Source organism: Acinetobacter sp. NIPH1876 (assembly GCF_022808535.1).
GTDB classification, from domain to species: Bacteria; Pseudomonadota; Gammaproteobacteria; order Pseudomonadales; family Moraxellaceae; genus Acinetobacter; species Acinetobacter higginsii.
In genome coordinates this window covers 34,313-60,840 of sequence record NZ_JALGBR010000009.1, presented here as the reverse complement: position 1 = coordinate 60,840, position 26,528 = coordinate 34,313, and the positions used below count along the sequence as shown (strand labels likewise).

The window sequence follows — 26,528 nt, the reverse complement described above, 5'->3', positions numbered from 1 at the left end:
TTCAATAAATTAGTGCGCGTAACTTTTTTGCGAGTTGTTTTGTGCTGCATAACTGGCAGACCACTGTTCAAGCGTCTCGCGGTATGGTTTGATGAATTGTTCTTCAACAAATTTGCCTTGTTCAATCGCCAAACGACTACGTTCTTCTCGATCATATACAATGCGAGTCAGTGAATAATCTTGGTTGCTCAAACTTGGTTGATACGATTTGCCTGCCACTGAATTAGCATTGTAAATTTCAGGACGGTAAATCTTCTGGAAGCTTTCCATGGTACTGATAGTGCTGATCAACTCCAGATTGCTGTAATCCGCCAACAAATCCCCAGAGAAATAGAAGGCCAACGGCGCAACACTATTTGGCGGCATGAAATAACGCACCTTTAAGCCCATTTTTTGGAAATACTCATCCGTTAATGAATATTCATCTTGCAAATATTCCGTCCCCAATACTGGATGCTGATTTTCAGTACGTTGATAGACCTTGCTGCTGGAAACACTGAGGCAAATCACAGGTGGCTTTTTAAAGTTTGCCTTGTAAGTCTCTGACTCAATAAAGCTCTTAAACAAGTTGCCATGTAAGTCGCCGAAGTTCTCTGGTGTGCTAAATCCAGACTGATTTTTATTATGGTCAAGCAATAGCACACTGAAATCATAGTCACGTACATAAGAAGAGAAATTATTGCCCACAATACCTTCAATACGCTCATTGGTTTTTTGATCAACAATATTGGTTTTCAAGATTTCAATTAAAGGAAGTGGATTGGCATTGCTTGCCGCATCCACCTTCATTTCAACCGAAATGATTTCCAGCTCAACTTTATAACGATCAGCAAAAGGATTATCCCAATGCGCCAAAGCATTAAAGCGATTGTCGATCATCTTTAAGGTGTTGTGCAGATTCTGTTGGCGACTCTCGCCTCTTGCCAAATTCGCAAAGTTGGTTGTGATACGTGTATTTTCTGATGGGGTGTAGTTCTCATCAAAATCAATACGCTTAATCGTAAATGCAAACTCTTTACTCATTTTAATCTGCCACCCTAATTTCCGAGATAAATCTAAATTTCTTTATAGAGTGATTTATACCGCAATCATTAGCTGAATAAAAATGATTTAATCTAACCTCAAAATGAATGAAATTCATGTTAAGAAATTCACTAAGGTGAAAATCGCTCAACAAGGTCTGTGCAATCAGGCGGACAGTAGAGCTCAGCCCGATCACCTTAGGAAAAATTTGCTGCTTTCCGTTGAAGTGAAATCATTAAATAAAGTCACAAAGAAAGTTTTATGATCAGTTTTATTTGTCACAACATAACCGATGAGCTATAAAAAACCGCTTTTTCTCGCGGTTTAAAACAGAACTCAACCTACACACTTGGTTAAGATGCTGGAATTAATGCAAATTTTTCCGATATTGGATAAATCCTGCATTCACGGCCATGCTATCGTAAAGCATTCGTGCTTGGTAATTGGTTTCATGAGTTAGCCAATAAACACGTGAGCATTCTCTTTCAGCCGCCTTTTGGTAAACAGCTTCTATCAACTTACGACCTAAACCTTTTATCCGTGAATGTTGATCAACAAATAAATCCTGTAAATAACAGTAATCACCTGTAGTCCACGTACTTCGATGAAAAATAAAATGCACAAAGCCAATCAAAGTATCTTGATCCCCCACCACTAGACAGTACATATCTTCATTTGGATCAAGTAATCGAGAAAATGTTTTTTCCGTCACCTTATGATCAATCTCGACCTTATAGAAAGCCTGATAGCCTTGCCATAACAACAACCAGTTTTGATAATCTTGCTGCTCCAGCGCTCTGAGCTTCATGCCAGCGCCTCCATATTAGGATGGTGTCTAAACATCATAGTTTTGTCTTTTATAAAGCCGAGTGCCAATTTAAACTTTTCATCTAGACCAATTTTTTGATAATTCAATCCGCTCATTTGGTCAAAATGTGACTCATCTCTCTAAACCATAAGTCTAAGATTTACTAGAACTTTCTACAACTTTCACACAATAAATCATCAAAGTCGGCTTGATTTGTACATTTTGAAACATTAGTTCAACCAAAATACCGTCTAAATTAAAGTAAAATTCATGAACTAACTTCTTCAACATCAGTGTTAAGGCGATCCCTTGCCGTACTGATGTGCCTTTATTGCGCCTGTATCATCATTTAAATTCTTTCTCTCTATATCGCTTGTCATATAGAGCGTCATTTAATTTTTAAGGTAAATTGAATGAAAAAATTTTGGAAATATTTATTAGTACTACTCGTAGTATTAATTATTATTGCAATTGCCTTTCTTTTTAGACCAGTTGCGTCTAAGGCAATTAAAACCACCAGTAACGAACCAACTGTCGATGTTGTACTCATCGGCGGCGGGATCATGAGTGCCACTTTAGGTACTTACCTCAACGAATTACAACCCGACTGGAATATCCGCATGTATGAACGTCTTGATGCTGTTGCACAAGAAAGTTCAAACGGTTTCAACAACGCGGGTACAGGCCACTCAGGCTTTATGGAAATGAACTATACCGAAGAAAAAGACGGTAAAATGGACATTTCTAAAGCTGTAAACGTGGCAGGTCAGTTTGAAATTGCCAAACAGTTCTGGGCATACCAAGTGAAGCAAGGTGTACTCGAAACACCAAATACCTTCATTAACCCAGTACCCCACATTGCTTTCGTATGGGGCGATAACGTGAATTTCATGGAAAAGCGTTATGCAGCCATGGTTCAAAACCCGTTATTCGCTGGCATGAAATTGAGTGAAGACAAAGCTGAAATTCAACAATGGGCACCATTGGTGATGGACGGTCGTGATCCTCAACAAAAAGTGGCTGCAACTCGTATGGACGTTGGTTCTGACGTGAACTACGGTGCAATCACCAAGCAGTTGATTGGCAACCTTGAAAAGAGTCCAAACTTCAAACTCAGCACTTCAACTGAAGTGACGGGTATCAGCAAAAACGATGACAACACTTGGTCTGTGGCTTTCAAAGATTTGAAATCTGGCAAAGTTGATCATGTGAAAACACGCTTTGTGTTTATTGGTGCAGGCGGTGCTGCAATTAAATTATTGCAAATGACTGGCTTACCAGAAGCGCAACAATATGCTGGCTTCCCTGTAGGTGGTGAGTTCCTTGTAACTGACAACCCAGCAGTAACAGCAAAACACACAGCGAAAGTCTATGGTCGTGCTGATCTTGGCGCGCCTCCGATGTCTGTACCACATATCGATACTCGTTATATCGACGGTAAAAAATATGTGTTGTTTGGCCCATTCGCAACTTATTCAAACAAGTTCCTGAAAAATGGTTCACAGCTTGATTTGCTTGCATCGACCAACAAAAACAACGTGTTGCCTATGGCTGCAATTGGTCTACAAAATGCTGATCTTGTTCAGTACCTCGTAAGCCAAGTGTTAATGTCTGATGCAGATCGTTTCAATGAGTTGAAAAAATACTACCCTGAAGCTGATCCAAAAGACTGGCATTTACAACAAGGTGGTCAACGCGTTCAGATCATCAAAAAAGAGCCGGGCAAACCTGCTAAATTGCAATTCGGTACAGAAATCTTTGCATCTAAAGATAAGTCTGTAACTGCATTGTTAGGTGCTTCTCCGGGTGCGTCTACATCACCTTACATCATGCTTAACTTGCTTGAAAAAGCATTCCCTGAGCAAACCAAAGGTGTATGGAATGCTAAGTTACATGAAATCGTACGTTCTTATGGTAAAGACCTTTCAACCGATCCAGCGTTGTTAGATCAAATCCGTCAGTACTCAAGTTCAACTTTAGGCTTGAACTATACGACTCCAGCAAACTTAGTTCCTGCTAAGAAAGTTGTTAAAGCTGAAGCTGTTGCTCAATAAGTAACGCTAAGCACATCAAAAAGGGAGGAGTTTCAGCTCTTCCCTTTTTCTTTATTTGTATGTTTTAAATCTACGCCTTATGTCCTCTGCTGTACCTCATTCTGCTTTTGCTGCATTTGCCAGTCGTGACTTCACGTTATTGACCATCAATCAATGCTGCCTAACGTTTGCGGTGCTGATTCAGGAAGTGCTGATCGCGTATTATCTATATCAAATTACCAAGAATCCGCTTATCCTCGGCTTGGTCGGGATCATGGATTTTTTGCCCTTTCTCGTCCTCTCTTTGTGGGGTGGTTATATTGCTGACCGTTTTAATCGGCAGCGTATTTTGCAGATCAGCTTTAGCTTTGCCATCCCCTTATCATTTGCTTTGTGGATAAGCTTTGATCTTTTCCACACTCAAACCATCAGTGCAAATTTATTATTAATCTCATGCTTGAGTATTCTGTTTTTATTTGGCTGTATTCGCGGCATATACAGTCCCTGCTTTAATTCTTTACGTCCTTTTGTCGTACCGGAGCATTTGTATACCAATGCCGCCACTTGGACCAGCATGTGCTGGCAAGCCAGTGGTATTCTCTCTCCCGTCATTGGTGGCTTCCTGTTGGCTCATCTGGATTTAGATATTACGTTTAGCGTCATCGTGGCACTTTTTTTAAGTGGTAGTATTGCCCTCTGGTGTTTGCAAAAACGAGATTTTCCTCAAATCCAAACAGAGTCAGTAACTCAGAGTCTAAAAGAAGCGCTGCATTTTATTTTTAAAACTAAAATTATTTTTTGGGCGATGTTTCTCGATATGAGCTCAGTTTTTTTTGGTGGCATCATCGCGCTCTTGCCCATTTTTGCCCAAGATATTTTACATATCGGTGCAGATGGTTTTGGTCTATTACGCGCGGCACCTGCTTTTGGCGCATTGGTGATGATGATCATTTTAATTCGCTATCCACCAAAATCTAGACCGTGGCAGATGATGTTGATAGCAGTGACAGGCTTTGGCCTGTGTACCTTGTTATTTGCTGTTACCAGACAGCTGTATTTTTCAGTCGCAGTTCTCATTATTATGGGAGCATGTGACAGTATAAACATTGTCATTCGTCAAACGATTCTGCAACTGATTCCACCCAAGGACATGCTTGGACGTGTCGCTGCCATTAATGGCATTTTTGTCACCTCGAGTAATGAGCTTGGTGCGTTGCAATCCAGTGTGATGACGCGCTTTTTCAGCGTGATTCCTGCAATGTTGATGGGTGGTTCACTGTCTTTGCTCTGCGTTGTCTTAACCAAGCTCAAGACCAAAGATTTATTGAAGTTCCGTTTTTAATCCCCGTATTAAACAAATAGTTATTTTAAAATTCAATGTCATATGAAACATACTTTGCCCGCGTCTTCAGGCCTCTCTAAATTTATTATTTTTTCCGTTTTTGTATGGCTGGTCTTGCTGTGGCTGCAATCGACCTATATCGTCATTATCGGTGGGCATGCCTATCTATTCTGGACCTCGTTTGGCCTTTTGATATTGAACATTCTGAGCTTGCGCCCAACGATTTTAAAAAACCGAATTGCTTTGGTGACGACCGCTGCCTTGCTGATTTATCTGGTGTTTAACTCACTGTTTTGCACCTATTTGATGATTGCCTTCTATTGTATTTTCTACCTCTATTCAGATGAATATAAGAATAAACGCGCCATTAAATTGATCAGCTTATTCTTGATCATGATCATCTTTGCGATCTACCAGACCCAATCGCTGCATGAACTCAAAAGCCACTATGAAACCTATGAAACGGGTGAAACATGGCAAAAATATGGCGCCTTATAATCAGGCCAATAAAAAACCTCACTTCACGTGAGGTTTTTTATTATTCAGCAGACTAATCTTGAGAGTCTGGATACAAAGGACGATTTCCGGGACTAATACGATTGATATGCAAGAAAGTCATATGCCGTTCGTACTTATCAAGAATGTCGTTAATCACCTGTTCTTTGGTGTATCCAACCAGATCATTGTCCTGCGAACCCTCATACAAGAAGGTTTCCAGACGGTAGTAGAACTGCTTACCGCGTTTACCACGTTCACTGAAGTTAGGCGCGATATAACGTACCGGCCAAATTTGATAAACGAAGTTGTGCTCTTCTTCCAAGTAGATGGTTAAATCTAAATGATAGAGTGCATCGTTGTCTTCCAATGCTGTTTGGGTGACATCGACTTGCATACCACGTTTAACCAGTTCATCGGCAACTGTGCGTACTGCAGGCTCACAGACACTATCAAGCATGCGTTGGGTTTCACTGGTACCTGGGTGATGCATCACACGGGCTAAACGCTTTTTCCAGTTCAGGATATCCACGTTTCCGACCACGGGCGCTGCATTCATACTACGACTCGCCTTCCGATAATCTTCCAGACGCAAAGACTTGTACAGACCCGCCATCACCAACAACATGACAAAACTAAAGGGTAAGCCCATGATTACCGTAGCACTTTGTAGCGCGGTAATCCCGTTTGCCATCAGCATTGCCAAGGTGAGCAAGCCAATTGCCGTTGCCCAAAACACTCTTAACCAGCGTGGCGCATCATTATCAACATTGGAAAATTTAGTGGTGAAGTTCCCTAAAACCAACGCACCAGAATCGGCAGAGGTTACATAGAACAACAGACCTGTAATCGTCGCCACACCTGCAATAAATGCAAACCACGGATATTGCGCCAATAGGTCATAAAAACCATGCGCAGGATCAGTTAGAACCGTTTGAGCCAGTGCCGTATTGCCTTCAAAAATGACGTTATATAAAGCACTGTTTCCAAAAATAGATAACCATGTGATGGTAAACAACAATGGAATAATTAAGGTACCGCAAACAAATTCACGAATGGTACGACCACGGGAAATCCGCGCCAAGAACAGACCGACAAAAGGTGACCAAGCTACCCACCATGCCCAGAAGAACAAGGTCCAGCTATTCATCCAATCCTTAGGCTGATCAAAGGCAAAACTTTCCAAGGCCAAACTTGGGAATCGACTGATGTAGTCACCAAAGTTTTGTACCAATGCATTGAGTAAAAATCCGGTATTGCCCAAGAACAAGACAAACAACATTAAGCCAATTGCGGCAAAAATATTGATTTCAGATAAAACCTTAATACCTTTATTGACCCCAGCTGTCACCGAAATAATGGTGACAATCACAGCAACCAAAATCAGTGCCGACTGAATCAACAGGTTTTCAGGCCAACCAAATAAGACATGCAAACCATAATTGATCTGGACGACGGCGATACCACAGGTGGTGGCAATACCAAAGATGGTCCCGATAACTGCTGCAATATCTACACTATGCCCAATTGGACCATCAATTTTTTTACCAAAAATTGGGTAGAGCGCGGAACGAATGGTGAGAGGTAGGTTATAGCGATAACTAAAGTAGCCCAAGGCCATCCCGACCAGCGCATACATGCCCCAACCCGTTAAACCATAGTGGAACAGCGTCCAAACCATACCCTGACGCGCAGCTTCATAGGTTTGACCTTCACCCACAGGCGGATTCATATAATGAGATAAAGGTTCTGCAACAGAGAAGAACATTAAATCTGTTCCGATCCCCGCCGCAAACAACATCGCTGACCAACTGAGTAAGCTAAACTCAGGTTTGGAATGCTTAGGACCAAGTTTGATATCGCCATAACGTGAGCAAGCAATAAAAACCACAAAGATTAAATACAATGTTGCAGCTAATAGGTAATACCAGCTGAATTTATCACTGACCCAAGCCAGCACCACGTTGAGTAAATGGTTGGCAAAATCGTTAAATAAAATCGTAACAAGTGCAAATGTTAAAATAAGTAGAGCTGAAACATAGAAGACCACACGATTTAAATGGTCTTTATTCGCTAATGTAGCATCATCAACCGCTCTTGGATTATCTGTCGCCATACAATCCTCAGGGAGTTAGAGAAGAAAAAGAAAATATTCATCCACGTCTTTTCATCACGAGATCAATGAAAAGACATATCTGAATAGAAAATGAAAAACAAAAGTTATTTACCCGAATTACAATATTTCTGATTTTTCAGTGGTGTGATGTGATGACTGAGTTACCTGCGTTATCACTTGCGGTGGTGTAGGACTAAATTGATCCTGTTTCAGTGCTTTGGCCAAGCCAAACATATACAGCAAAATAATAACGGAGAATGGCAAACCACACAGCACCACAGCGCTTTGCATAGAGTGAAAACTCCCTGCCAACAGCAGCCCGATACTGACAATGGTAATCACCACAGACCAGAAAATTCGCAACCAAATCGGTGAGTCACTTTCATTGCTACCCCCTTTCGAGGACAGATTTGCGATCATGAGTGTACCAGAACCCACAGGGGTCAAAAACAATACGAAACAAATCACAACAACAATCCCAGCAACATAAGGATTGAATGGTAGAAATTCGAGAAGCTTAAATAAGGACAAAGCAGGATCGGTTAACACCAGATCACCTAAGATTTTTTGCTTTTGTTCCAAAATAAAATAGATTGCGGTGTTACCAAAAATCGAGATCCAAGCCAACGTAAAACCTAATGGAATCAGACAGACACCGAGCACAACTTCACGAATGGTACGGCCTTTGGAAATACGCGCAATAAACATACCTACGAATGGCGCCCATGCAATCCACCATGCCCAATAGAACACTGTCCATGAACCTAACCACTCACCTGCTTTGGCATTGTAGAGGTACATATCAAAGCTCTTCGCTAGAAAATGATCGAGATAATCACCCACGTTCTGTACTAATCCATTGAGCAAATGGTTGGTTGGTCCTGTAAGGAATACAAACAGCAAGAGCGCATAGAGCAAACGCAAATTGATACGCGATAACCAAGCCAAGCCCTTTTCAATCCCGACCACAGTGGTAATGGTCGCAACTGACATCATCAGCAACACCACCGTAATTAGAGTGGTTTGGTTATTTGGAATCTCAGGCAAGAGATAATGTACACCCGAAACCAGTACCAAAGCACCAATACCGAGATTCGTCACCAAAGAAATGACTGTGGCTAAAATCCCAAAACCATCGACAAAATCACCGATCAAACCATGAATACGTTCACCAAAGATTGGATACAGCGCAGAGCGCAACGCCAATGGCAAGTTCTGACGAAAAGCAAAATAACCGAGTGTCACACCCAATAAGGCATACAACACCCAACCATGAATGCCCCAATGTAAAAAGCTATACATCATGGCATCACGTGCGGCTTGAATGGTTCCACCCTGACCTTCTGGCGGTCGAATAAAATGGTCAACGGGTTCAGCTACACCGTAATACAGCAGCGCAATCCCGATTCCTGCGGAAAACAGCATCGACACCCAAGCCAGATAGCCAAACTCAGGTTTATCGTCATCTTTACCTAAAGGAATCTGCCCAACCCGAGAAAAAGCCAGCCATGCGACAAAACCTAAACAAACTACAATCACCAGCATGTAGTACCAGCCAAATAATTGATTGGCCTGCCCTTGTATATAGGTTAACCAGAACTGACTGCGCTGTGGAAACAACACAAACAATAGGCCAAAAATGCCGATACTGATTGCGGAGCTCCAAAAAACAAACAAATTTAAACGTATAGGTTCAGATGGGGACCCTTCATTACTTTCTGACACCATGTTCTTGCTCCTTGCAATTGGTGTTTTTTCTTAAAAAATAATGTGATAAGTGTTCAATTCTGCTTATCGCCTTATCCATAAGAATCTTTGATTTATTACGCTACTTCTATTCTTTCCAATCAAAAATTCATTGATTTTTACAGATTATACTTTTTATTGATTGAACGTTCAATCAATAAAAAGTATGATAAAAAAATGTTATGATGCTCTACATCGAGAAATGTTGAATAAAAAGCACCTTGGCAGGGCTTTAAATGGATAAGCATGACAAAGCGTAGAGTAAAACCAGAGCATGTGCGACGTGAAGAAATTATTAGCGCCGCATTTTATGTAATTTCTGAAGTGGGGTTATCCAATACCACCATTGCACAGATTGCAAAAAAGGCCGAACTATCGACTGGTATTGTGAGTCACTATTTTGGTGACAAACAGGGATTGATCAATACCTGTATGCAAGAAATGCTCAACGTTTTGCGTCAAAAGACTGACCAATACAAAGCCGAAGCAGATACGCATCCAGAAAGCCAGATCAAGGCCATTATTGATTCCAACTTCGATATCAGTCAGGTCAACAAACAAGCCATGCGGGTCTGGTTAGACTTTTGGTCTGCCAGTATGCACCTTCCCGAACTTGGACGTTTACAACGAATTAATGATCAACGCCTGTATTCCAACTTGAAACATTATTTTCTTATGTTGGTCGATGATAAACAACAGGCAAGCATCGCTGCTCGCGGATTAGCAGCTTTGATTGACGGATTATGGTTACGCGGCAGTTTAAGTAGTCACGACGAGTTTGACAGCCAACTGGCCCGTTCCATTGCTTACGATTATGTAAAAACGCAAATTCAATTTGCGAACAAGCCTTTGCAGGAGAAACAGAATGAGTGATGCACAAGTTCACCAGTTATATATCCACGGACGTTATGTCGCAGCGACCAGTGGCAAAACATTTAACAGCATTAACCCTGCCAACGGTGAAGTGATCGCAACACTTCAACAAGCATCACAACAAGACATTGAAGCGGCTGTTCAAAGCGCACAACAAGGCCAAAAAATCTGGGCAGCGATGACGGCGATGGAGCGTTCACGCATCTTACGTCGTGCAGTTGATATCTTACGTGAACGTAATGACGAACTTGCCCAGCTCGAAACCCTCGATACCGGTAAAGCCTATAGCGAAACCTCAACTGTGGATATCGTAACAGGCGCAGATGTACTCGAATACTACGCAGGTCTTGCAACCGCGATTCAAGGCGAGCAAGTGCCACTGCGCGAATCAAGCTTCTTTTATACTCGTCGTGAACCCCTCGGTGTAGTGGCTGGTATCGGTGCTTGGAACTATCCAATTCAAATCGCCATGTGGAAATCTGCGCCTGCCCTAGCAGCGGGTAATGCCATGATTTTCAAACCAAGCGAAACCACCCCACTGACTGCATTTAAACTTGCTGAAATCTATACCGAAGCGGGCGTACCAGACGGCGTATTTAACGTGGTCCAAGGTGCGGGTCGTGATATCGGTCAATGGTTAACTGAACATCCTGTGATTGAAAAAATCTCGTTCACGGGTGGTGTCGAAACAGGCAAGAAAGTGATGGCCAGTGCTGCGGGTTCAACCTTGAAAGAAGTCACGATGGAGCTGGGCGGTAAATCCCCCCTGATTATTTGTGATGATGCCAACCTCGACCGCGCTGCGGATATCGCAGTGATGGCAAACTTCTTTAGCTCAGGTCAAGTCTGCACCAATGGTACCCGTGTGTTTGTACCAAAAGCCTTGCTTGCTGACTTTGAAGCAGCCGTTGTGGAACGGGTAAAACGTATCCGTATCGGTGATCCGATGGCTGAGCAAACCAATTTCGGACCTCTCACCAGTTTCCCGCATATGGAAAAAGTGTTGTCTTTCATTGAGTCAGGCAAACAGCAAGGTGCAAAACTGTTGATCGGTGGTGGCCGTGCCACTGAAGGCGACTTAGCCAAAGGTGCTTATGTACTCCCGACGGTATTCAGCAACTGCCAAGATGATATGGCAATTGTGCAAGAAGAAATCTTTGGCCCAGTGATGAGCATTCTCAGCTATGAAACTGAGGAAGAAGTAATCCGTCGTGCCAATGACACCACCTTTGGCTTAGCCGCAGGTGTTGTGACACAAGACATCACCAAAGCGCATCGCATGATTCATCAACTTGAAGCAGGTATCTGCTGGATCAATACCTGGGGCGAATCGCCTGCGGAAATGCCAGTCGGTGGCTACAAGCAATCTGGTGTTGGCCGTGAAAATGGCTTAACCACTTTGGGTCATTACACCCGTATCAAATCCGTTCAAGTTGAGTTGGGTGAGTATCACAGCATTTTCTAATGCCCTTAGCTTTCACCCTCAAAATTAATCCTCAATGCCGAGCAATCCCATGATTGCATCGGCATCCTCAAGAATAGAAAAAGGGATAACGATGAATACTCAAGCATATGACTACATTATCATTGGCGCAGGATCTGCCGGAAATGTGCTCGCAACACGTCTGACTGAAGACAAAGACGTGACTGTTTTATTATTGGAAGCAGGTGGTCCAGACTACCGTTTAGATTTCCGTACTCAAATGCCAGCTGCTTTGGCTTTTCCTTTACAAGGTCGTCGCTATAACTGGGCCTATGAAACCGATCCTGAACCACACATGAACAATCGCCGTATGGAGTGTGGTCGTGGTAAGGGCTTAGGTGGTTCTTCTCTGATTAACGGCATGTGCTATATCCGTGGTAATGCCATGGACTTGGATCAGTGGGCAACAATGAAAGGTCTGGAAGACTGGACCTATGCAGACTGCTTGCCGTATTACAAAAAAGCCGAAACTCGTGATATCGGTGGTAATGACTACCACGGTGACAAGGGTCCAGTATCCGTCGCAACCCCTAAAAATGGCAACAATGTCTTATTCCATGCCATGGTTGAAGCAGGCGTACAGGCAGGTTACCCACGTACCGATGACTTAAATGGTTATCAACAAGAAGGCTTTGGCCCAATGGACCGTACTGTGACCCCAAAAGGTCGCCGTTCTAGTACAGCCCGTGGTTATCTGGATCTAGCCAAAGGTCGTCCGAATTTGACCATCGTCACGCATGCCACCACCAACCGCATCCTGTTCAATCAAAAACAGGCCGTGGGTGTGGAATATATTATTGGTGCAGACAAAGCCAATATGAAACAGGCACAAGCGAAACGTGAAGTCTTGCTCTGTGCAGGTGCAATTGCATCGCCACAAATCTTGCAACGCTCAGGTGTGGGTGAAAGCAACTTCCTGAAATCGATGGATATTGATGTCGTGCATGACTTGCCGGGCGTAGGTGAGAACCTGCAAGACCACTTAGAAATGTACTTGCAATACCAATGTACGCAACCTGTATCACTCTACCCTGCACTGCAATGGTATAACCAGCCTGCAATCGGTGCTGAATGGTTATTCAATGGCACTGGCGTTGGCGCGAGCAATCAGTTCGAAGCGGGTGGCTTTATCCGTAGCTCGGAAGAGTTTGACTGGCCGAATATCCAATATCACTTCTTACCTGTTGCGATTAACTACAACGGTAGTAATGCAGTAAAAGAGCATGGCTTCCAAGCCCATGTCGGTTCAATGCGCTCACCGTCGCGTGGTCGTATCAAGCTGAAATCAAAAGATCCGTTTGAGCATCCAAGTATTCTGTTCAACTACATGTCAACTGAACAAGACTGGCGTGAATTCCGTGATGCGATCCGTATCACCCGTGAAATCATGGCGCAACCTGCACTTGATCCATATCGTGGTGAAGAAATCAGTCCGGGTAAACATATCCAAACCGATGCAGAACTAGATGAATTCGTCCGCACCCATGCCGAAACAGCATTTCACCCATCATGTAGCTGTAAGATGGGCGAAGACGATATGGCCGTAGTCGATGGTCAAGGTCGCGTTCATGGCGTACAAGGCTTACGTGTGGTTGATGCTTCCATCATGCCACTGATCATTACTGGTAACCTGAATGCCACCACCATTATGATCGCAGAAAAAATTGCCGATAAAATCCGTGGCAAGAAACTCCCTCGCTCTGAAGCGGGTTATTACAAAGCGGGTACAGCACCTGTACGTCAAGCGCCGTTACGTCCAATACTATAAGGAAGATATTCCTCAGGGGATACCCGAAGCTCAGCTTCGGGTTTCACTTCATTCAGGGAGAAATGATGAAAAAAACTTTATTCTTAATTGCACCTTTGGCTTTTTACTTTCAAAGCACCCACGCCACTGAAACCCCTTCACCCTACTCGGCCAATATCACTGCGGCCAGCCAATACGTTTCTCGCGGTTTTCAACAAACTTGGGGTAAACCTGCCTTACAAGGTGGACTGGATTACAACCATGCCAACGGTTTTTATGCAGGGACTTGGGCATCGACGGTAAGTGATCATTTTATTCGGGATGCCTCGGTCGAGTGGGATGTATATACTGGCTATAGCCACAGTTTTGGTGATATCACCGTTGGCACCAAAGTCGCTTATTACTATTATCCTGGGGCAAAAACCACTGCGGATACCGGCCATACCCGTTTTGATTATGGGGAAATTATCCCTGAGATCAGCTATGGGCCACTCAGCGTTAAATATGCGATGACCTATACCCAAGATTATTTCGGCAATAACTCGGATACTTTGGGCGTCGGCAACAATAAGCATTCACGTGGCTCGGGGTATTTGGATGTCAATTGGCATCAACCGATTACGCAAGGTTGGTCTGTCGATGCCCATTATGGCAACCAACGCATTAAAAACTTTTCTGCAGCCAGCTTCCAAGATGCCAGTTTTGCCGTCAACAAAGAACTGCCATATAACCTTTCAAGCAGCTTGACCTATAGCAAAGCATGGGATAAAGACGGTTTTTATCAGCAATACAGCAATGGTAATCCCAACGCCAAAGTATCGAATCCGATTGATTCAACCGTAACCCTGTCATTGACCAAAAGTTTCTAATCCAAACGGGATCAAGACTTCTGACATAAAAAAGCCGCTTCATTGAAAGCGGCTTTTTAGAATCTTGAATATTAAGGCTTGATCAGTTCAATCGTTGAACCTGCACGTTTTGGATCAATCAAAATCTTGGCATGTTGCTCTGGGTCGCGCAGCGCCTCAAACGCATTGCCGACGCCTTCCAAACCGACCACACCCGTGATCAATGGTGAACAATCAACTTTACCTTCCGCAATCATATGCAGGGTGTCACGGAACTCAAGTGGGGTATAACCCAGCACATACTGGATTTCTAATTCTTTATTGATCGCCAACGCAGGTTCGATCTTATCACTTTGCATACAAACCCCTACTCCGACAATACGTGAGAATAAAGGTGCACCCTCCAAGATCTGCTGCATGATCCCAGCCACACCCACGCATTCAAAAATCACCGGACGTTTTGGCAGTAACCCGAGTTTATCCCCGACACGCATGGCATTCACCCACGGTAATGAGTAGGTCTGAACCTTATCAAAAATCCCCATGCCCATATTAATCGCTTCTGAGACATTGCCCAATAAGCCAAGCTCTTTCCAACTGCTAAATGGCGATTGCTGTTTAGGATCAATCAAGATATCTGCACCACACTGCTCGGCCAAGCGACGGCGATTCGGTGAAAAATCACTGGCGACTACGGTTTTGACACCCGCTGCTTTGAGCATAATAATCACACCCAAACCCACGGGACCACAGCCAATCACAATCGCTGGCTCATTTTTCTTGATTCGACTACGACGTACTGCATGCAGCGCAACAGCCATCGGCTCAGTCAGTGCGGCACTGTCCGCATCTAAACCATTCGGCACTTCAAACATCAAACTGGATTGCACTAAGACCTGTTCTGCATAACCACCTGAAGCACTCGGTGACAGCCCCGTCGGCACATAGCCTTGTGGATCGACATTTAATAAGGGCATGGCACAAACCAAAGTATCGGCTTTCAATTTACGGCGTGTTTTTGGACCGTAATCCAAGACTTTGCCGCAGAACTCATGCCCGAAAACCAATTTATCCGAGGACTTTGCCACCCCATTAAAGCCAACTCGCGCTGCCAAATCATGCATATGATCACAGTGATGCTGCATGTGTAAATCAGAACCACAGATACCGCAACGTACCACTTCAAGTAAGACTTGCCCCTTTGCAGGAACCAATTGAAGGCTGTCTTCCAGTTTTAACTCAGCGTTATGACAAATCAGAGATTTCATAGGATGCTTTCCTTTTTTGTTTTATTCCCATTGTTCGCTTTTAGCACTTTGACCCGTTGCTGTACCAAGCAAACAACACATGACTCAATCCTGACAAGGATAATTGTCAAAAACTATGACCTAAATATCAATATATCGCAGTAATAAAGTCAGCAAATGATGTATTTTAAAATCGCTCAATTGATTCAAAAAAAGTTTAAAAATTATTCTCTTTTAACTTCAAATAGATGAATCTATTTTTCTAAATTGCTTCCCTATTTTTATTAAAACAATCAAATTTAAACCTTGCATTTAATAGTGTCTTTATGACACTATATATTTACTGGCTTTAAGCCACTATAAAAGAGAAATTAAAAATGACGATTCAACTTATGACAACTCAAGCCAATGTTCCCATCGAGTTTTTGCAGTTTTCAGGTGGTGAACGTCATATTCAACTACAACCTGAGTTATTGAACCAATTACAAGCTGACACGCAGATCAAAGCCTCACTTCAGAACAGTACAGATGTGATGGATTATCTATTATTGGAAAATGTGTTACTAGAACAAGGCACTCGCCTTTCGGTGGAAATCCCTTATTTTCCCTATGCACGTCAAGACCGTATCTGTGCACAAGGTCAGGCCTTCTCTCTAGATTTAATGACCAAGCTATTGAATAGCAATAGCGAAAAATTTGTGGGACAACGTCAGAAAATTGTGGTGTGGGATTGCCATAGCCCAGTGACCCTTGAGCTGTTACGCAAAAATACCAGCTTCCAACAGGTAATCAATATTGAACCGATTGAGATTATCCAGCAAAGCCCAGCATTAATGCAGATTTTAAGCGCCGACAATACGGTATTGATCTGCCCTGATGCAGGTGCAATACAACGCACCCAAGCGATTGCAAACGGTATCAATCCGAAACGCCAACAGACCATTGAAGTGATTCACTGTGAAAAGAAACGTGATCCAAGCACTGGCAAAATTAGAACAACGGCGGTGGATAGCCCTGATTTGACAGGAAAAACAGCCGTGATCACCGATGATATTTGCGATGGTGGTGCCACCTTTATTGGTATTGCCAAACAACTACGCAGCCTAAATTGCCAAAACATTATTTTGTATGTCACCCATGGCATTTTTAGCAAAGGTCTCGCGGTATTTGATGGCTTGGTCGATCAGCTCTTTACCAGCAATAGCCTGCCACAAGCAGAAGCAAGCAAACTCAATATCATCAATTTTCAAAATCAAGATTAAAGCAAAAGGCCGATAAAAATGAGTATTAAAATTAACCCACTCAATGCAATTGATTTCTATAAAGCAGACCACCGTCGCCAGTATCCAGTGGGAACTGAATACGTCTATGCCAACTTTACCCCGCGTTCATCACGTTTAGCCAAAATGCTGCCTGACTTTGATGACAAGATTGTGTTCTTTAGTCTGCAAGGCTTTATCAAACACTTTCTGATTGAAACTTGGAATGAAGGCTTCTTCAATCAAGCTAAAGCCAAAGTGGTGGCAGCCTATAAACGCCGTATGGACAACGCTTTAGGTGAAGGTGCTGTGCCCGTCGAGCACATCGAAGCCTTGCACGATCTTGGTTATTTACCATTAAAAATTAAAGCCTTGCCAGAAGGTAGCCGCGTCAATATCAAAGTACCAGTATTGACCATCATCAATACTGATCCGAATTTCTTTTGGTTAACCAACTATATTGAAACCGTGCTCAGTGCCGAACTCTGGAAAAGCTGTACCACCGCCAGCATTGCCTATGAATACAAACGCTTGTTGACCCAATATGCAGAAAAAACAGGTGCACCTTTAGACTTTGTTGCTGTTCAAGGCCATGATTTTAGTAGCCGTGGGATGAGTGGGATCTATGATGCAGCCCAATCAGGCGTGGGGCACTTGACCAGTTTTATCGGTACCGATTCAGTTGCATCAATTGACTATGCTGAAGAATATTATAACGCCACTGGTGTCATCGGTGTTTCAGTGCCTGCAACAGAACACAGTGTGATGTGTATGGGCAGTGAAGAAAGTGAAATCGAAACCTTTAGACGCCTGATCTGTGAGCTTTATCCTGCTGGGGTAGTCAGTATCGTTTCAGATACTTGGGATTTCTGGCGTGTGATTACCGAGTTTAGCGTGGAATTAAAAGCAGAGATTTTAAAACGCCAACCGAATGCCCTCGGACTCGCCAAAGTGGTGTTTCGCCCTGACTCAGGTGATCCCGTGAAAATTATCTGCGGCGATCCTGATGCTGAGCGAGATAGTCCTGCTTATAAAGGTGCAGTGCAATGTTTATGGGAGATTTTTGGCGGCACAGAAACAACGCAAGGCTATAAAGTACTGAATGAGCGTGTTGGCTTAATCTATGGTGACTCAATTACCCTAGAACGTGCACAAAATATCTTAAAAGGTTTGGAAGCCAAAGGCTTTGCTTCCAACAATCTGGTTTTTGGAATTGGCAGCTATACCTATAACTATTTGACTCGCGATAGCTTTGGTTTTGCTGTAAAAGCCACGTGGGGGCAGGTCAATGGCGTCGGTCGCGAACTGTTTAAAGATCCAGTGACCGACTCGGGTGTTAAAAAATCAGCCAAGGGCTTATTACGGGTTGAACAAACCGAAAATGGTTTTGAGCTCTTTGATCAACAAAGCTTTGAACAGGAGAAGATGGGGGCACTGCAAACAGTATTTGAAAATGGTCAATTGTTAAGAGAATGCTCGCTCGATCAAATTCGGGAGAGATTGGTCTAAGCAATATCAAGACCTCTAATTTGCAGTTCATCTACGTTACATCATGACAGGCGGCATGAATGCCGCCCATTTAACAATCTTGCACGAAATTCAGAATGCTATTTTGAACTGGGCTCAGGATGCAGCATCAACTAACCGCAGCAATGAACAGTTTTTGCTTAGGCCTTATCCCCAAAAGTATGCAATTGCCAATACACAAAAGTTTTGATTTCTCGATGACGAATGTTGCTATGCCGAAACAAGCTAAACTGTTTTTTCATTTATAAACAGCACATTCAAATCTATAAAAACCTTTATACTTGATTCACTCATCCATGAGATAACACCAAATGACCTATACGTCCGAACAGGAATACCTTGCCCACTACCAAAAAACAGACTATGACACCCCACTGTTTACGGTCGATATGGCAATTTTTTCTGTGGCAAAAGGTCAATTACAAGTCTTAATGATTCAGCGCTCCAACTTTCCCGAAAAAGGCAAATGGGCGCTACCGGGTGGCTTTGTCGATTTAAAAACCGACCCAGACTTAATGGCAACGGCACACCGCAAACTACTTGAAAAAACAGGGATTCATTCCCCTTACCTAGAACAAGTCGAAACCATTGGCAATCAACATCGTGATCCACGCGGCTGGTCGATTACCGCTTTATATTTTGCCCTGATTGATTTTGACAAATTTGAAATTCAAGCAAGTCACACCACTGAGCATAGTCAATGGCTTCCGATCGATCAAGCATTACAACTGGATTTAGCCTTTGATCATCAACAACTGCTCCAACTCGCTTATGATCGCCTTGGCAACAAAACCCGTTACACCGCTCTACCCGCCAGTCTCATGCCTGAGCTTTTTACCCTGACCGAATTACAAACCATTTATGAAATTATTTTAGGTCATACATTAGAAAAGAAATCATTCAGACGGCGTATGCAGGAAGCAGGTGCAGTTGAAGAAACAGGACAGCAAAAAATTGTCGGCAAGCGCCCTGCTCAATTGTTTCGCTATGCACTGGAAAATTATAACTTCACCTTTCCACGTATGTTGGAAACGCCACGCAACAACGCTGAAAATGAAAAGAGCTAAGATATTTCTAGCTTAGCTCCAATTACTGATCGTTTAAGTTTACTTCCACGTTTGACGAATTAAGTCCACCGCTTTTTCAGCAATCATAATCGTCGGTGCATTGGTATTACCATTCACCACGGTTGGCATAATGGAGGCATCAATAACTCGCAGTCCCTCAATACCATAGACTTTCAGTTCAGGATCAACCACGGCCATCTCATCCACACCCATTTTACAACTGCCGACTGGGTGATACACCGTATCGACACGTTGGCGTAAAATCTCACGAATTTCATCATCAGACTGCACATTGGCGGTAAACATATCCTCTTTAATTTTTTCACTTAAAGCGGGTGCGTTCATTAACTTTTGCGTGACTTTATAACCATCGACCATATCCTGAAGATCTTGTTCATCCTCAAGGAATTTAAAGTCAATCAGCAATGGATCATCCACATGTTTACCACTGAGTTTGACTGAACCACGCGCACGCGGATTCAACAAACAGACGTGGCATGAAATCCCGTGTCCCATATGCATGGTGCGCGCATGGTTATCCACCACCGCAATCACGAAATGCAGTTGTAGATTTGGCTTATCCAGCTCAGGACGAGTTTTTAAGAAACCACCACACTCAGCAAAATTGGTGGTGATCAAACCGCGACGCTCTTTACGATAACGTCCAATCTGCTTGACTAGATCTAGGCTTCCACCCACTGACACCCCAAAGGTTCCCTCCATTTGCTTGGTCTTATAAGCAAAAATAAAGTCTGGATGGTCATGCAGGTTTTCACCCACACCCGCCAAATCTTTAACAACGGGAATACCGTGCTTTTCAAGCTCTTGACGTGGGCCAATACCAGATAGCATCAAGATTTGTGGTGACTGGAATGCTCCTGCTGACAATAAGACTTCTTTCTTGGCTCGAACAACTGTGCTTTGTTCATTGTGTTTATATTCGACCCCAACAGCACGACCATTTTCAATCACAATTTTTGACACCAAAGCTTTGGTAATCACATGTAGATTGGAGCGCTGGCCTAAATGAGGAAATAGATAACCTCGGGCAGCACTCCAGCGTTCGCCATTTTTTTGCGTGACCTGATAAACACCGAGTCCTTCTTGTTCTGCACCATTGAAATCATCATTGAGTGGATAATTCACCTGCTTCGCAGCTTCAACAAAAGTTTTTTGATAAGGATTATCTGAACGTAATTCACTGACATTAAGTGGACCATGCTGCCCATGATATTCATTACGAATGCGCTCGTTATGCTCTGATTTTATAAAATATGGTAAAACATCGTCATAAGACCATCCCGCATTACCCAAAGCAGCCCAATGATCGTAGTCACTGCGATGTCCACGGATATACACCATTGCATTGATGGCAGAACTTCCACCTAAGCACTTACCTCGCGGTTGATAGCCTTTTCGGCCATTCAATCCTTTTTGTGGAATGGTTTCTAAAGCCCAGTTATTAATTTTAGTCGGAATACTAATCACTGCTGCTGAAGGTGTATTCACCAACCAACTATTGCCATCACCACCAGCTTCTAATAAACATACCGAAATATTTGGATTTTCTGATAATCGCCCAGCCAGTACCGATCCTGCTGAACCACCACCTATAATTACAAAATCAAAAGCTGTTTCTGTCATCGCTATACTCTGTTTTTTCTTTTTAAAAAGTGGAAGCATTATGCCGAACACGGCATTTAAATACTGTTGTAGTTGTCTAACCAATTCATATCAATATAAGCAACTTAACTGGATCATCCTCAAAGCGCAATAGCCAAATCAAGCAATGCCCTTGCAGTAAAAATGCAATCTTTCAGAAGCCAATAAGTCACCTCCTAATAATATTCATTCATGTCTATTTAAAACTGGCAAAAGGCTCAGAATGGACTCATCAATCAACACTTCAAACTTACTCCTTTAACACATCAGGACAATGTTTGCATTCCACTTTACTTTGAATAGCCAAACCAAGTAAATAAATCACTTATTAGTTTTATTAAAACAAATTTTTCAAATAACTGAATATTATTTACTGGATAAAATAATGAAGGCACTCATCACCAAAGGTTGTCATACAGACCACGGTGGCATAGTACAAGAGGCAGATCACACCTTTCTCATTGAAGGGATTCCAGCACATGTAGAAGGAATGAAGCACTATTGCCCCAAATGCCAAGTGATGGCTACAGCTCAATCCTCAGGCAAAGGCTTTTTAATGGCAGGCACTAGAACAATTATTATGGCAGGTGACAAAGCCACTTGCGGCGCAACCTTTTTCCCGAATCAAAGCCTTGTGGTGAGAGATAACGGAATCGGTACAGGCCCGAATAGTTCATCCGCTGTTAGCAACTTCCTCAATACCAGCAGCCCTCAGGTTTTCGATGAACAAGTGGCAGCTGAGTTTAGTTTTGCCGAAGGTATGCCCTACTTGATCGAAACAGCTGACGGTAAAATCTTTCAAGGCACAATTGGTACTGATGGGAAACTGCCACGGATTGAAACCGAGGGACATGCTTCTTATAAACTCTATTTAGGTGAAGAAGCACTCACCAAGCGTGGTGGTGATGCCAGTTAATCAATCGGGGACTGTTAAAACAAATCCCAAACGAGGTTCTGTTGCGGCTTGTAGTATGGTGGGTATTGTGCCAATAACATTTAAAGAGTTATGGGATAATTACTATGGTGACAAAACTCCACCTTATACTGTAAATGGAAAAATACCTGACGAGTTTGAAAATCAATGTGCAATTCGAATGAGTGTTACATTTCATCGCACTGGTATAAAAATGACTTCTTTCTCAGAAAAACTAATAAAACCAGAAAAAAATGAAGCAACTATTGGTCGCTTACTTTTAAAAGGATTACCCACCTCAACAAGAGCAAATGAATTTGCCCAGTGGTTACAAACACGTCCAGTTTGTGGTATCGGCCCAGCGGAGGATATCACTGGCAAAGATTGGCAGAAAAAAATTAAAGGCCGTACAGGAATTGTTTACTTTGGAGACTTTTGGCAAAGAGATGGGCTAGAAGAGCTTAGAGATATTGCCTCTGGAGGACATATAGATCTATGGAATAATTTTAGGCTAACCAATAATTGGACAACAGTACCTAGATTCTTTTTTGGTATAAATAGAATGAATATAGGTCGATATCAATATACGGATTATGCTCAATCCAAGCGAATATTATTTTTTGAGGTCAAATGATAAAAAAGATTATATACCCTATCTTAAGTCTCATCATTATCATTGTTTTAATGCAACTTTCGCATGAAATTTTTATTAACTTATTAAAACATAAAAGGCCATGTATAGAAGGTTGCAGTGGTTCATTTAAGAACTTTTTAATGATCTATACTTGGTTTTGGTTCATCTTAAGCATGTTGGCTGGTTATCTTATAGCAGCCAAAAAAGCGAGCTATAAATTCATCATGATCTTAGTTCTTGTATTTTTAATCTCTACATTTATCGTGAATTGGTACGCCGCGACCTACGGCTACGGACTCAATTTAAGCTATTAAATTTAAAAAATCCAGACGTAAAAAAACCGCTAACTTAGCGGTATTTTATCTCATCTTTTAAGATGATGGTCGGAGCAGTAGGATTCGAACCTACGACCCCCTGGTCCCAAACCAGGTGCACTACCAGGCTGTGCTATGCTCCGAAATTGGGGTGAATGACGGGATTCGAACCCGCGACAACTGGAATCACAATCCAGGGCTCTACCAACTGAGCTACATCCACCATCAAAACTTTGATTCTATATACCAAGCTGCCAAATGGCGCGCCTGACAGGATTCGAACCTGTGACCATCCGCTTAGAAGGCGGATGCTCTATCCAACTGAGCTACAGGCGCATAACGATGATAATACTATCACGATACTTCGCCGATATTTAAAACTATGTTTTTCAACACATTTTAAATGGTCGGAGCAGTAGGATTCGAACCTACGACCCCCTGGTCCCAAACCAGGTGCACTACCAGGCTGTGCTATGCTCCGATTTCTTTTCAGCTTTTAGTATATCGCACATCGTGCGGTACGGTGTGCATTCTAGGCGCGACGCCCTAGAACGTCAACACCTATTTTCCAAAAAACTAATAAATCCTTATCAAATGTATATTTAACAAGCATTTTCAGACATTTTAGCGTTTCAAAGAAGCACTAAAGTTCAACATTCGATCTAAGGGTAATTTCGCACGTTCAGCTAAGGCTGGATCGACGTGTATTTCTTGATCAGCATGCTGCAATACATGCAAAATACCATCCAGTTCATTCATTGCCATCCACGGGCAATGTGCACATGAACGACACGTTGCACCCTCACCTGCAGTTGGCGCTTCAAATAATTCTTTATCTGGTGCGGCTTGCTGCATTTTATAGAAAATGCCGCGATCTGTTGCCACGATCATTTGTTTATGCGGCAAGGTCTGTGCTGCTTTAATCAATTGCGAGGTACTTCCCACCGCATCAGCAATATCTACCACCGATTCAGGTGACTCAGGATGAACCAAGACCGCAGCATCAGGATAGAGTGCCTTCATTTGCGCAATACCACGGGCGCGGAACTCTTCATGCACGATACATGCACCATCCCACAACAACATTTCAGCGCCTGTTTTCTTTTGAATATAGCGACCTAAATGCTGATCTGGCGCCCAAATAATTTTTTCACCCAAGCTATCTAAGTGCTCAATGATCTCTACCGCACAACTTGAAGTCACCACCCAATCGGCACGTGCTTTCACAGCCGCCGAGGTGTTGGCATAGACCACCACGGTATGATCAGGGTGCTGATCACAGAATGCAGTGAATTCATCCACAGGACAGCCCAAATCGAGTGAACAGGTTGCTTCTAGGGTTGGCATCAACACGGTTTTTTCAGGGGATAAGATTTTTGAGGTTTCGCCCATAAACTTCACGCCTGCCACCACAAGCGTTGTTGCAGGATGATCACGACCAAAACGCGCCATTTCCAATGAATCAGAAACACAGCCACCCGTGAGCTCGGCAAGCTCTTGCACTTCCGGATCACAGTAATAGTGAGCCACAAGCACTGCATTGCGTTTTTTCAACTCTGCTGCAATTTGGGCAAACTTTTCTTGTTTCACTTCTGGGCTAAGGCTATTGTCCTTTGGCTCGCCCAAACGATCTAAATGCGCCTGCACAATATTTTTGGCTTCGTTCGCAATTAAATTCGCATCATTCATAAAACGTCTTCTCTATCCTGCGTGCTTGCATCACTGCAAACTTTTAACGTGGGTAATGGCGTGATCATTTGGGAAAAATCACCTCATCCACAAACTAGCTTATAAAAAAAGCCCCACTGTGGAGGCTTTATTATAACGCAAATTTATGAGCGATAATCGGCATTAATTTTGACATAGTCGTAAGAAAAGTCACAGGTATAAACCGTATCTTTTGCTGTACCACGACCAAGATCGATACGAATGCTAATTTCCTTCTCCGCCATGACGGCTGCGCCTGCTTCTTCGGTATAGTCTGGGTTTGCACCACCATCTAAGCAGATTTGTACATCACCAAGCCAAACTTGAACTTTGCTGCTATCTAGGTTTGGCACGCCCGCCTTACCAATCGCCATTACAATACGCCCCCAGTTTGGATCTGAAGCGAATAAAGCCGTTTTAATTAACGGTGACTCAGCAACACTATAGGCCACATCACAACATTCTTGGGTATTGGCTCCGCCTTCCACCTGAACAGTAATGAACTTGGTCGCGCCTTCACCATCACGCACAATCAATTGCGCCAAACGATTCATAATACGTGCAAGCACATCGAGCACTTGTTGATAACGTGCATCGTCTTGGCTCTGAATTTCAGCACCGCCAGCTAGACCCGTTGCGACAAAGATACAAGAGTCATTGGTCGAGGTATCACCATCAATGGTAATGCGGTTAAAGGAATGCTCAACCGTGGTTTGCAATAAACGCTGTACCAATTCAGCACTAATCGGGGCATCGGTTGCAACGAAGCTGAGCATGGTTGCCATATTCGGACGAATCATGCCAGCGCCTTTGCTAACTCCCGTCATGGTATAGGTCACACCATCCAGCTCAAACTGTTCAGATGCACCTTTTGGTGTGGTATCGGTGGTCATGATGCCTGATGCCGCGTCCGCCCAACGATCTGCATTTAAATCATTTAATGCAGGTTGAATGCCTTGTACTAAACGTTCAATCGGGAGTTGCTCACCAATCACACCAGTTGAAAAGGGTAAAATCTGATTGGCTTGAACACCGGTTAACTCAGCTAACTTGGCACAAGTCGCTTCTGCATTTTTATAACCAACTGTTCCTGTTGCAGCATTGGCATTACCCGTGTTGATAATCAGGTAACGTGGGGTATTTTCTGTTAAATGCTTTTTACTCAATTGAACAGGCGCAGCCGCAAAAGCGCTTTGGGTAAATACCCCTGCAACATTTGAGCCTTCGGCAAATTCAAAAATGACTAAATCTCGTCGATTTGGATAACGTACATACGCCTCAGTTGAGCCAATTTTTACACCCTGCACCACATGCATAAGTGGCATTGTTACGTCACCAACAGCCATTTTTAAACTTCCATTCAATTTGTTATGAAAAAGAAAATGAATACATACCCTATATATGAGACTCGGAAAGGTCATCTACAACCTGCGTGGTATTTGTAATATCCCGTTTCTGCGATAGATAAAACAAATGCAACAAGTGAACAGGTTTTGTAGATGACAATGCCTTTGGTTACTTTGGGCGAAACCAAAGTAACTCGAACCGAAGGTTATTCCTAATATTGAATTACACTAAGCAAGACACCGCCTCGCTAATAACTGAGTTACGGTTCAAGTCATAAAATATGTCGATTCATATCTGTTAAGTAGCTTATTCCAAAAAGAAATGAAAATCGAGTATT

Annotated in this window: 20 protein-coding genes and 4 tRNA genes; 12 read left to right on the top strand and 12 right to left on the bottom strand. The window is 42.9% G+C overall.

Features of this window, described 5'->3' with window-relative positions:
- Window positions 1-9: 9 nt before the first annotated feature.
- Together MN869_RS11010 and MN869_RS11005 are read right to left on the bottom strand one after the other, a co-directional pair.
- On the bottom strand, window positions 10-1,023 hold the full coding sequence (locus MN869_RS11010; protein WP_033133485.1) for a DUF1852 domain-containing protein: 1,014 nt from the start codon (window positions 1,021-1,023) through the stop codon (window positions 10-12).
- Window positions 1,024-1,390: 367 nt separating this feature from the next.
- Window positions 1,391-1,831, bottom strand: a complete 441-nt coding sequence (locus tag MN869_RS11005) for a GNAT family N-acetyltransferase (protein WP_033133484.1) — start codon at window positions 1,829-1,831, stop codon at window positions 1,391-1,393.
- Window positions 1,832-2,244: 413 nt separating this feature from the next.
- On the opposite strand from MN869_RS11005, the gene mqo reads away from it, so the two are divergent.
- The 3 genes from mqo to MN869_RS10990 all read left to right on the top strand — a co-directional run bounded on the left by mqo (window position 2,245) and on the right by MN869_RS10990 (window position 5,704).
- Window positions 2,245-3,885, top strand: a complete 1,641-nt coding sequence (gene mqo / locus MN869_RS11000; protein ID WP_004804731.1) for a malate dehydrogenase (quinone) — start codon at window positions 2,245-2,247, stop codon at window positions 3,883-3,885.
- Window positions 3,886-3,964: 79 nt separating this feature from the next.
- A complete protein-coding gene (locus MN869_RS10995; protein ID WP_033133483.1) occupies window positions 3,965-5,206 on the top strand; it encodes an MFS transporter in 1,242 nt (413 codons plus the stop codon).
- 42 nt (window positions 5,207-5,248) lie between these two features.
- Entirely contained in the window at window positions 5,249-5,704 is a 456-nt protein-coding gene (locus tag MN869_RS10990; protein WP_171549344.1) for a hypothetical protein, read from the top strand.
- A 52-nt stretch (window positions 5,705-5,756) separates the two neighbouring features.
- Here MN869_RS10990 and MN869_RS10985 read toward each other — a convergent pair whose 3' ends face one another.
- Together MN869_RS10985 and MN869_RS10980 are read right to left on the bottom strand one after the other, a co-directional pair.
- Window positions 5,757-7,817, bottom strand: coding sequence for a choline transporter (locus MN869_RS10985; protein ID WP_005312420.1), 2,061 nt, complete (start codon window positions 7,815-7,817; stop codon window positions 5,757-5,759).
- Window positions 7,818-7,934: 117 nt separating this feature from the next.
- Entirely contained in the window at window positions 7,935-9,545 is a 1,611-nt protein-coding gene (locus MN869_RS10980; RefSeq protein WP_033133481.1) for a BCCT family transporter, read from the bottom strand.
- Between the two features lie 264 nt (window positions 9,546-9,809).
- Between MN869_RS10980 and betI the strand changes: the two genes are divergently transcribed.
- The 4 genes from betI to MN869_RS10960 all read left to right on the top strand — a co-directional run bounded on the left by betI (window position 9,810) and on the right by MN869_RS10960 (window position 14,535).
- Window positions 9,810-10,436, top strand: a complete 627-nt coding sequence (gene betI / locus MN869_RS10975; RefSeq protein ID WP_004804724.1) for a transcriptional regulator BetI — start codon at window positions 9,810-9,812, stop codon at window positions 10,434-10,436.
- Window positions 10,429-11,901, top strand: a complete 1,473-nt coding sequence (gene betB, locus MN869_RS10970; RefSeq protein WP_004804721.1) for a betaine-aldehyde dehydrogenase — start codon at window positions 10,429-10,431, stop codon at window positions 11,899-11,901. The genes betI and betB overlap by 8 nt, the downstream gene beginning before the upstream one ends.
- A gap of 91 nt (window positions 11,902-11,992) precedes the next feature.
- Complete coding sequence (gene betA / locus MN869_RS10965) at window positions 11,993-13,687, top strand: choline dehydrogenase (RefSeq protein WP_033133480.1); 1,695 nt, start codon at window positions 11,993-11,995, stop codon at window positions 13,685-13,687.
- A gap of 65 nt (window positions 13,688-13,752) precedes the next feature.
- On the top strand, window positions 13,753-14,535 hold the full coding sequence (locus MN869_RS10960) for a TorF family putative porin (protein WP_033133479.1): 783 nt from the start codon (window positions 13,753-13,755) through the stop codon (window positions 14,533-14,535).
- A 71-nt stretch (window positions 14,536-14,606) separates the two neighbouring features.
- Here the strand turns inward: MN869_RS10960 and MN869_RS10955 are convergent, their stop codons facing one another.
- Window positions 14,607-15,782, bottom strand: a complete 1,176-nt coding sequence (locus MN869_RS10955) for a zinc-binding dehydrogenase (protein ID WP_005205683.1) — start codon at window positions 15,780-15,782, stop codon at window positions 14,607-14,609.
- Between the two features lie 356 nt (window positions 15,783-16,138).
- On the opposite strand from MN869_RS10955, the gene MN869_RS10950 reads away from it, so the two are divergent.
- From MN869_RS10950 to MN869_RS10940, 3 genes are all read left to right on the top strand, one after another.
- On the top strand, window positions 16,139-17,023 hold the full coding sequence (locus MN869_RS10950; RefSeq protein ID WP_033133478.1) for a phosphoribosyltransferase family protein: 885 nt from the start codon (window positions 16,139-16,141) through the stop codon (window positions 17,021-17,023).
- A gap of 18 nt (window positions 17,024-17,041) precedes the next feature.
- Window positions 17,042-18,529 (top strand): nicotinate phosphoribosyltransferase, encoded by a 1,488-nt coding sequence (locus MN869_RS10945; RefSeq protein WP_243307502.1) that lies wholly within the window; start codon window positions 17,042-17,044, stop codon window positions 18,527-18,529.
- Between the two features lie 329 nt (window positions 18,530-18,858).
- A complete protein-coding gene (locus MN869_RS10940) occupies window positions 18,859-19,614 on the top strand; it encodes an NUDIX domain-containing protein (protein WP_033133476.1) in 756 nt (251 codons plus the stop codon).
- 39 nt (window positions 19,615-19,653) lie between these two features.
- Here MN869_RS10940 and MN869_RS10935 read toward each other — a convergent pair whose 3' ends face one another.
- A complete protein-coding gene (locus MN869_RS10935; RefSeq protein ID WP_243307500.1) occupies window positions 19,654-21,258 on the bottom strand; it encodes a choline dehydrogenase in 1,605 nt (534 codons plus the stop codon).
- A 403-nt stretch (window positions 21,259-21,661) separates the two neighbouring features.
- On the opposite strand from MN869_RS10935, the gene MN869_RS10930 reads away from it, so the two are divergent.
- Both MN869_RS10930 and MN869_RS10925 read left to right on the top strand, forming a co-directional pair.
- Complete coding sequence (locus MN869_RS10930) at window positions 21,662-22,192, top strand: PAAR domain-containing protein (RefSeq protein WP_033133474.1); 531 nt, start codon at window positions 21,662-21,664, stop codon at window positions 22,190-22,192.
- Window positions 22,182-22,823, top strand: coding sequence for a T6SS effector amidase Tae4 family protein (locus MN869_RS10925; RefSeq protein WP_033133473.1), 642 nt, complete (start codon window positions 22,182-22,184; stop codon window positions 22,821-22,823). Before MN869_RS10930 ends, MN869_RS10925 begins: the two co-directional genes overlap by 11 nt.
- A 380-nt stretch (window positions 22,824-23,203) precedes the next feature.
- On the opposite strand, the gene MN869_RS10920 is transcribed toward MN869_RS10925, so the two are convergent.
- From MN869_RS10920 to argJ, 6 genes are all read right to left on the bottom strand, one after another.
- Window positions 23,204-23,280, bottom strand: a tRNA-Pro gene (locus MN869_RS10920).
- 4 nt (window positions 23,281-23,284) lie between these two features.
- A tRNA-His gene (locus MN869_RS10915) sits at window positions 23,285-23,360 on the bottom strand.
- 36 nt (window positions 23,361-23,396) lie between these two features.
- Window positions 23,397-23,473 (bottom strand) — tRNA-Arg (locus MN869_RS10910).
- 68 nt (window positions 23,474-23,541) lie between these two features.
- A tRNA-Pro gene (locus MN869_RS10905) sits at window positions 23,542-23,618 on the bottom strand.
- Between the two features lie 143 nt (window positions 23,619-23,761).
- Complete coding sequence (gene nadA / locus MN869_RS10900; protein WP_004655525.1) at window positions 23,762-24,826, bottom strand: quinolinate synthase NadA; 1,065 nt, start codon at window positions 24,824-24,826, stop codon at window positions 23,762-23,764.
- A gap of 143 nt (window positions 24,827-24,969) precedes the next feature.
- A complete protein-coding gene (gene argJ / locus MN869_RS10895) occupies window positions 24,970-26,190 on the bottom strand; it encodes a bifunctional glutamate N-acetyltransferase/amino-acid acetyltransferase ArgJ (protein WP_033133471.1) in 1,221 nt (406 codons plus the stop codon).
- Window positions 26,191-26,528 lie beyond the last annotated feature (338 nt).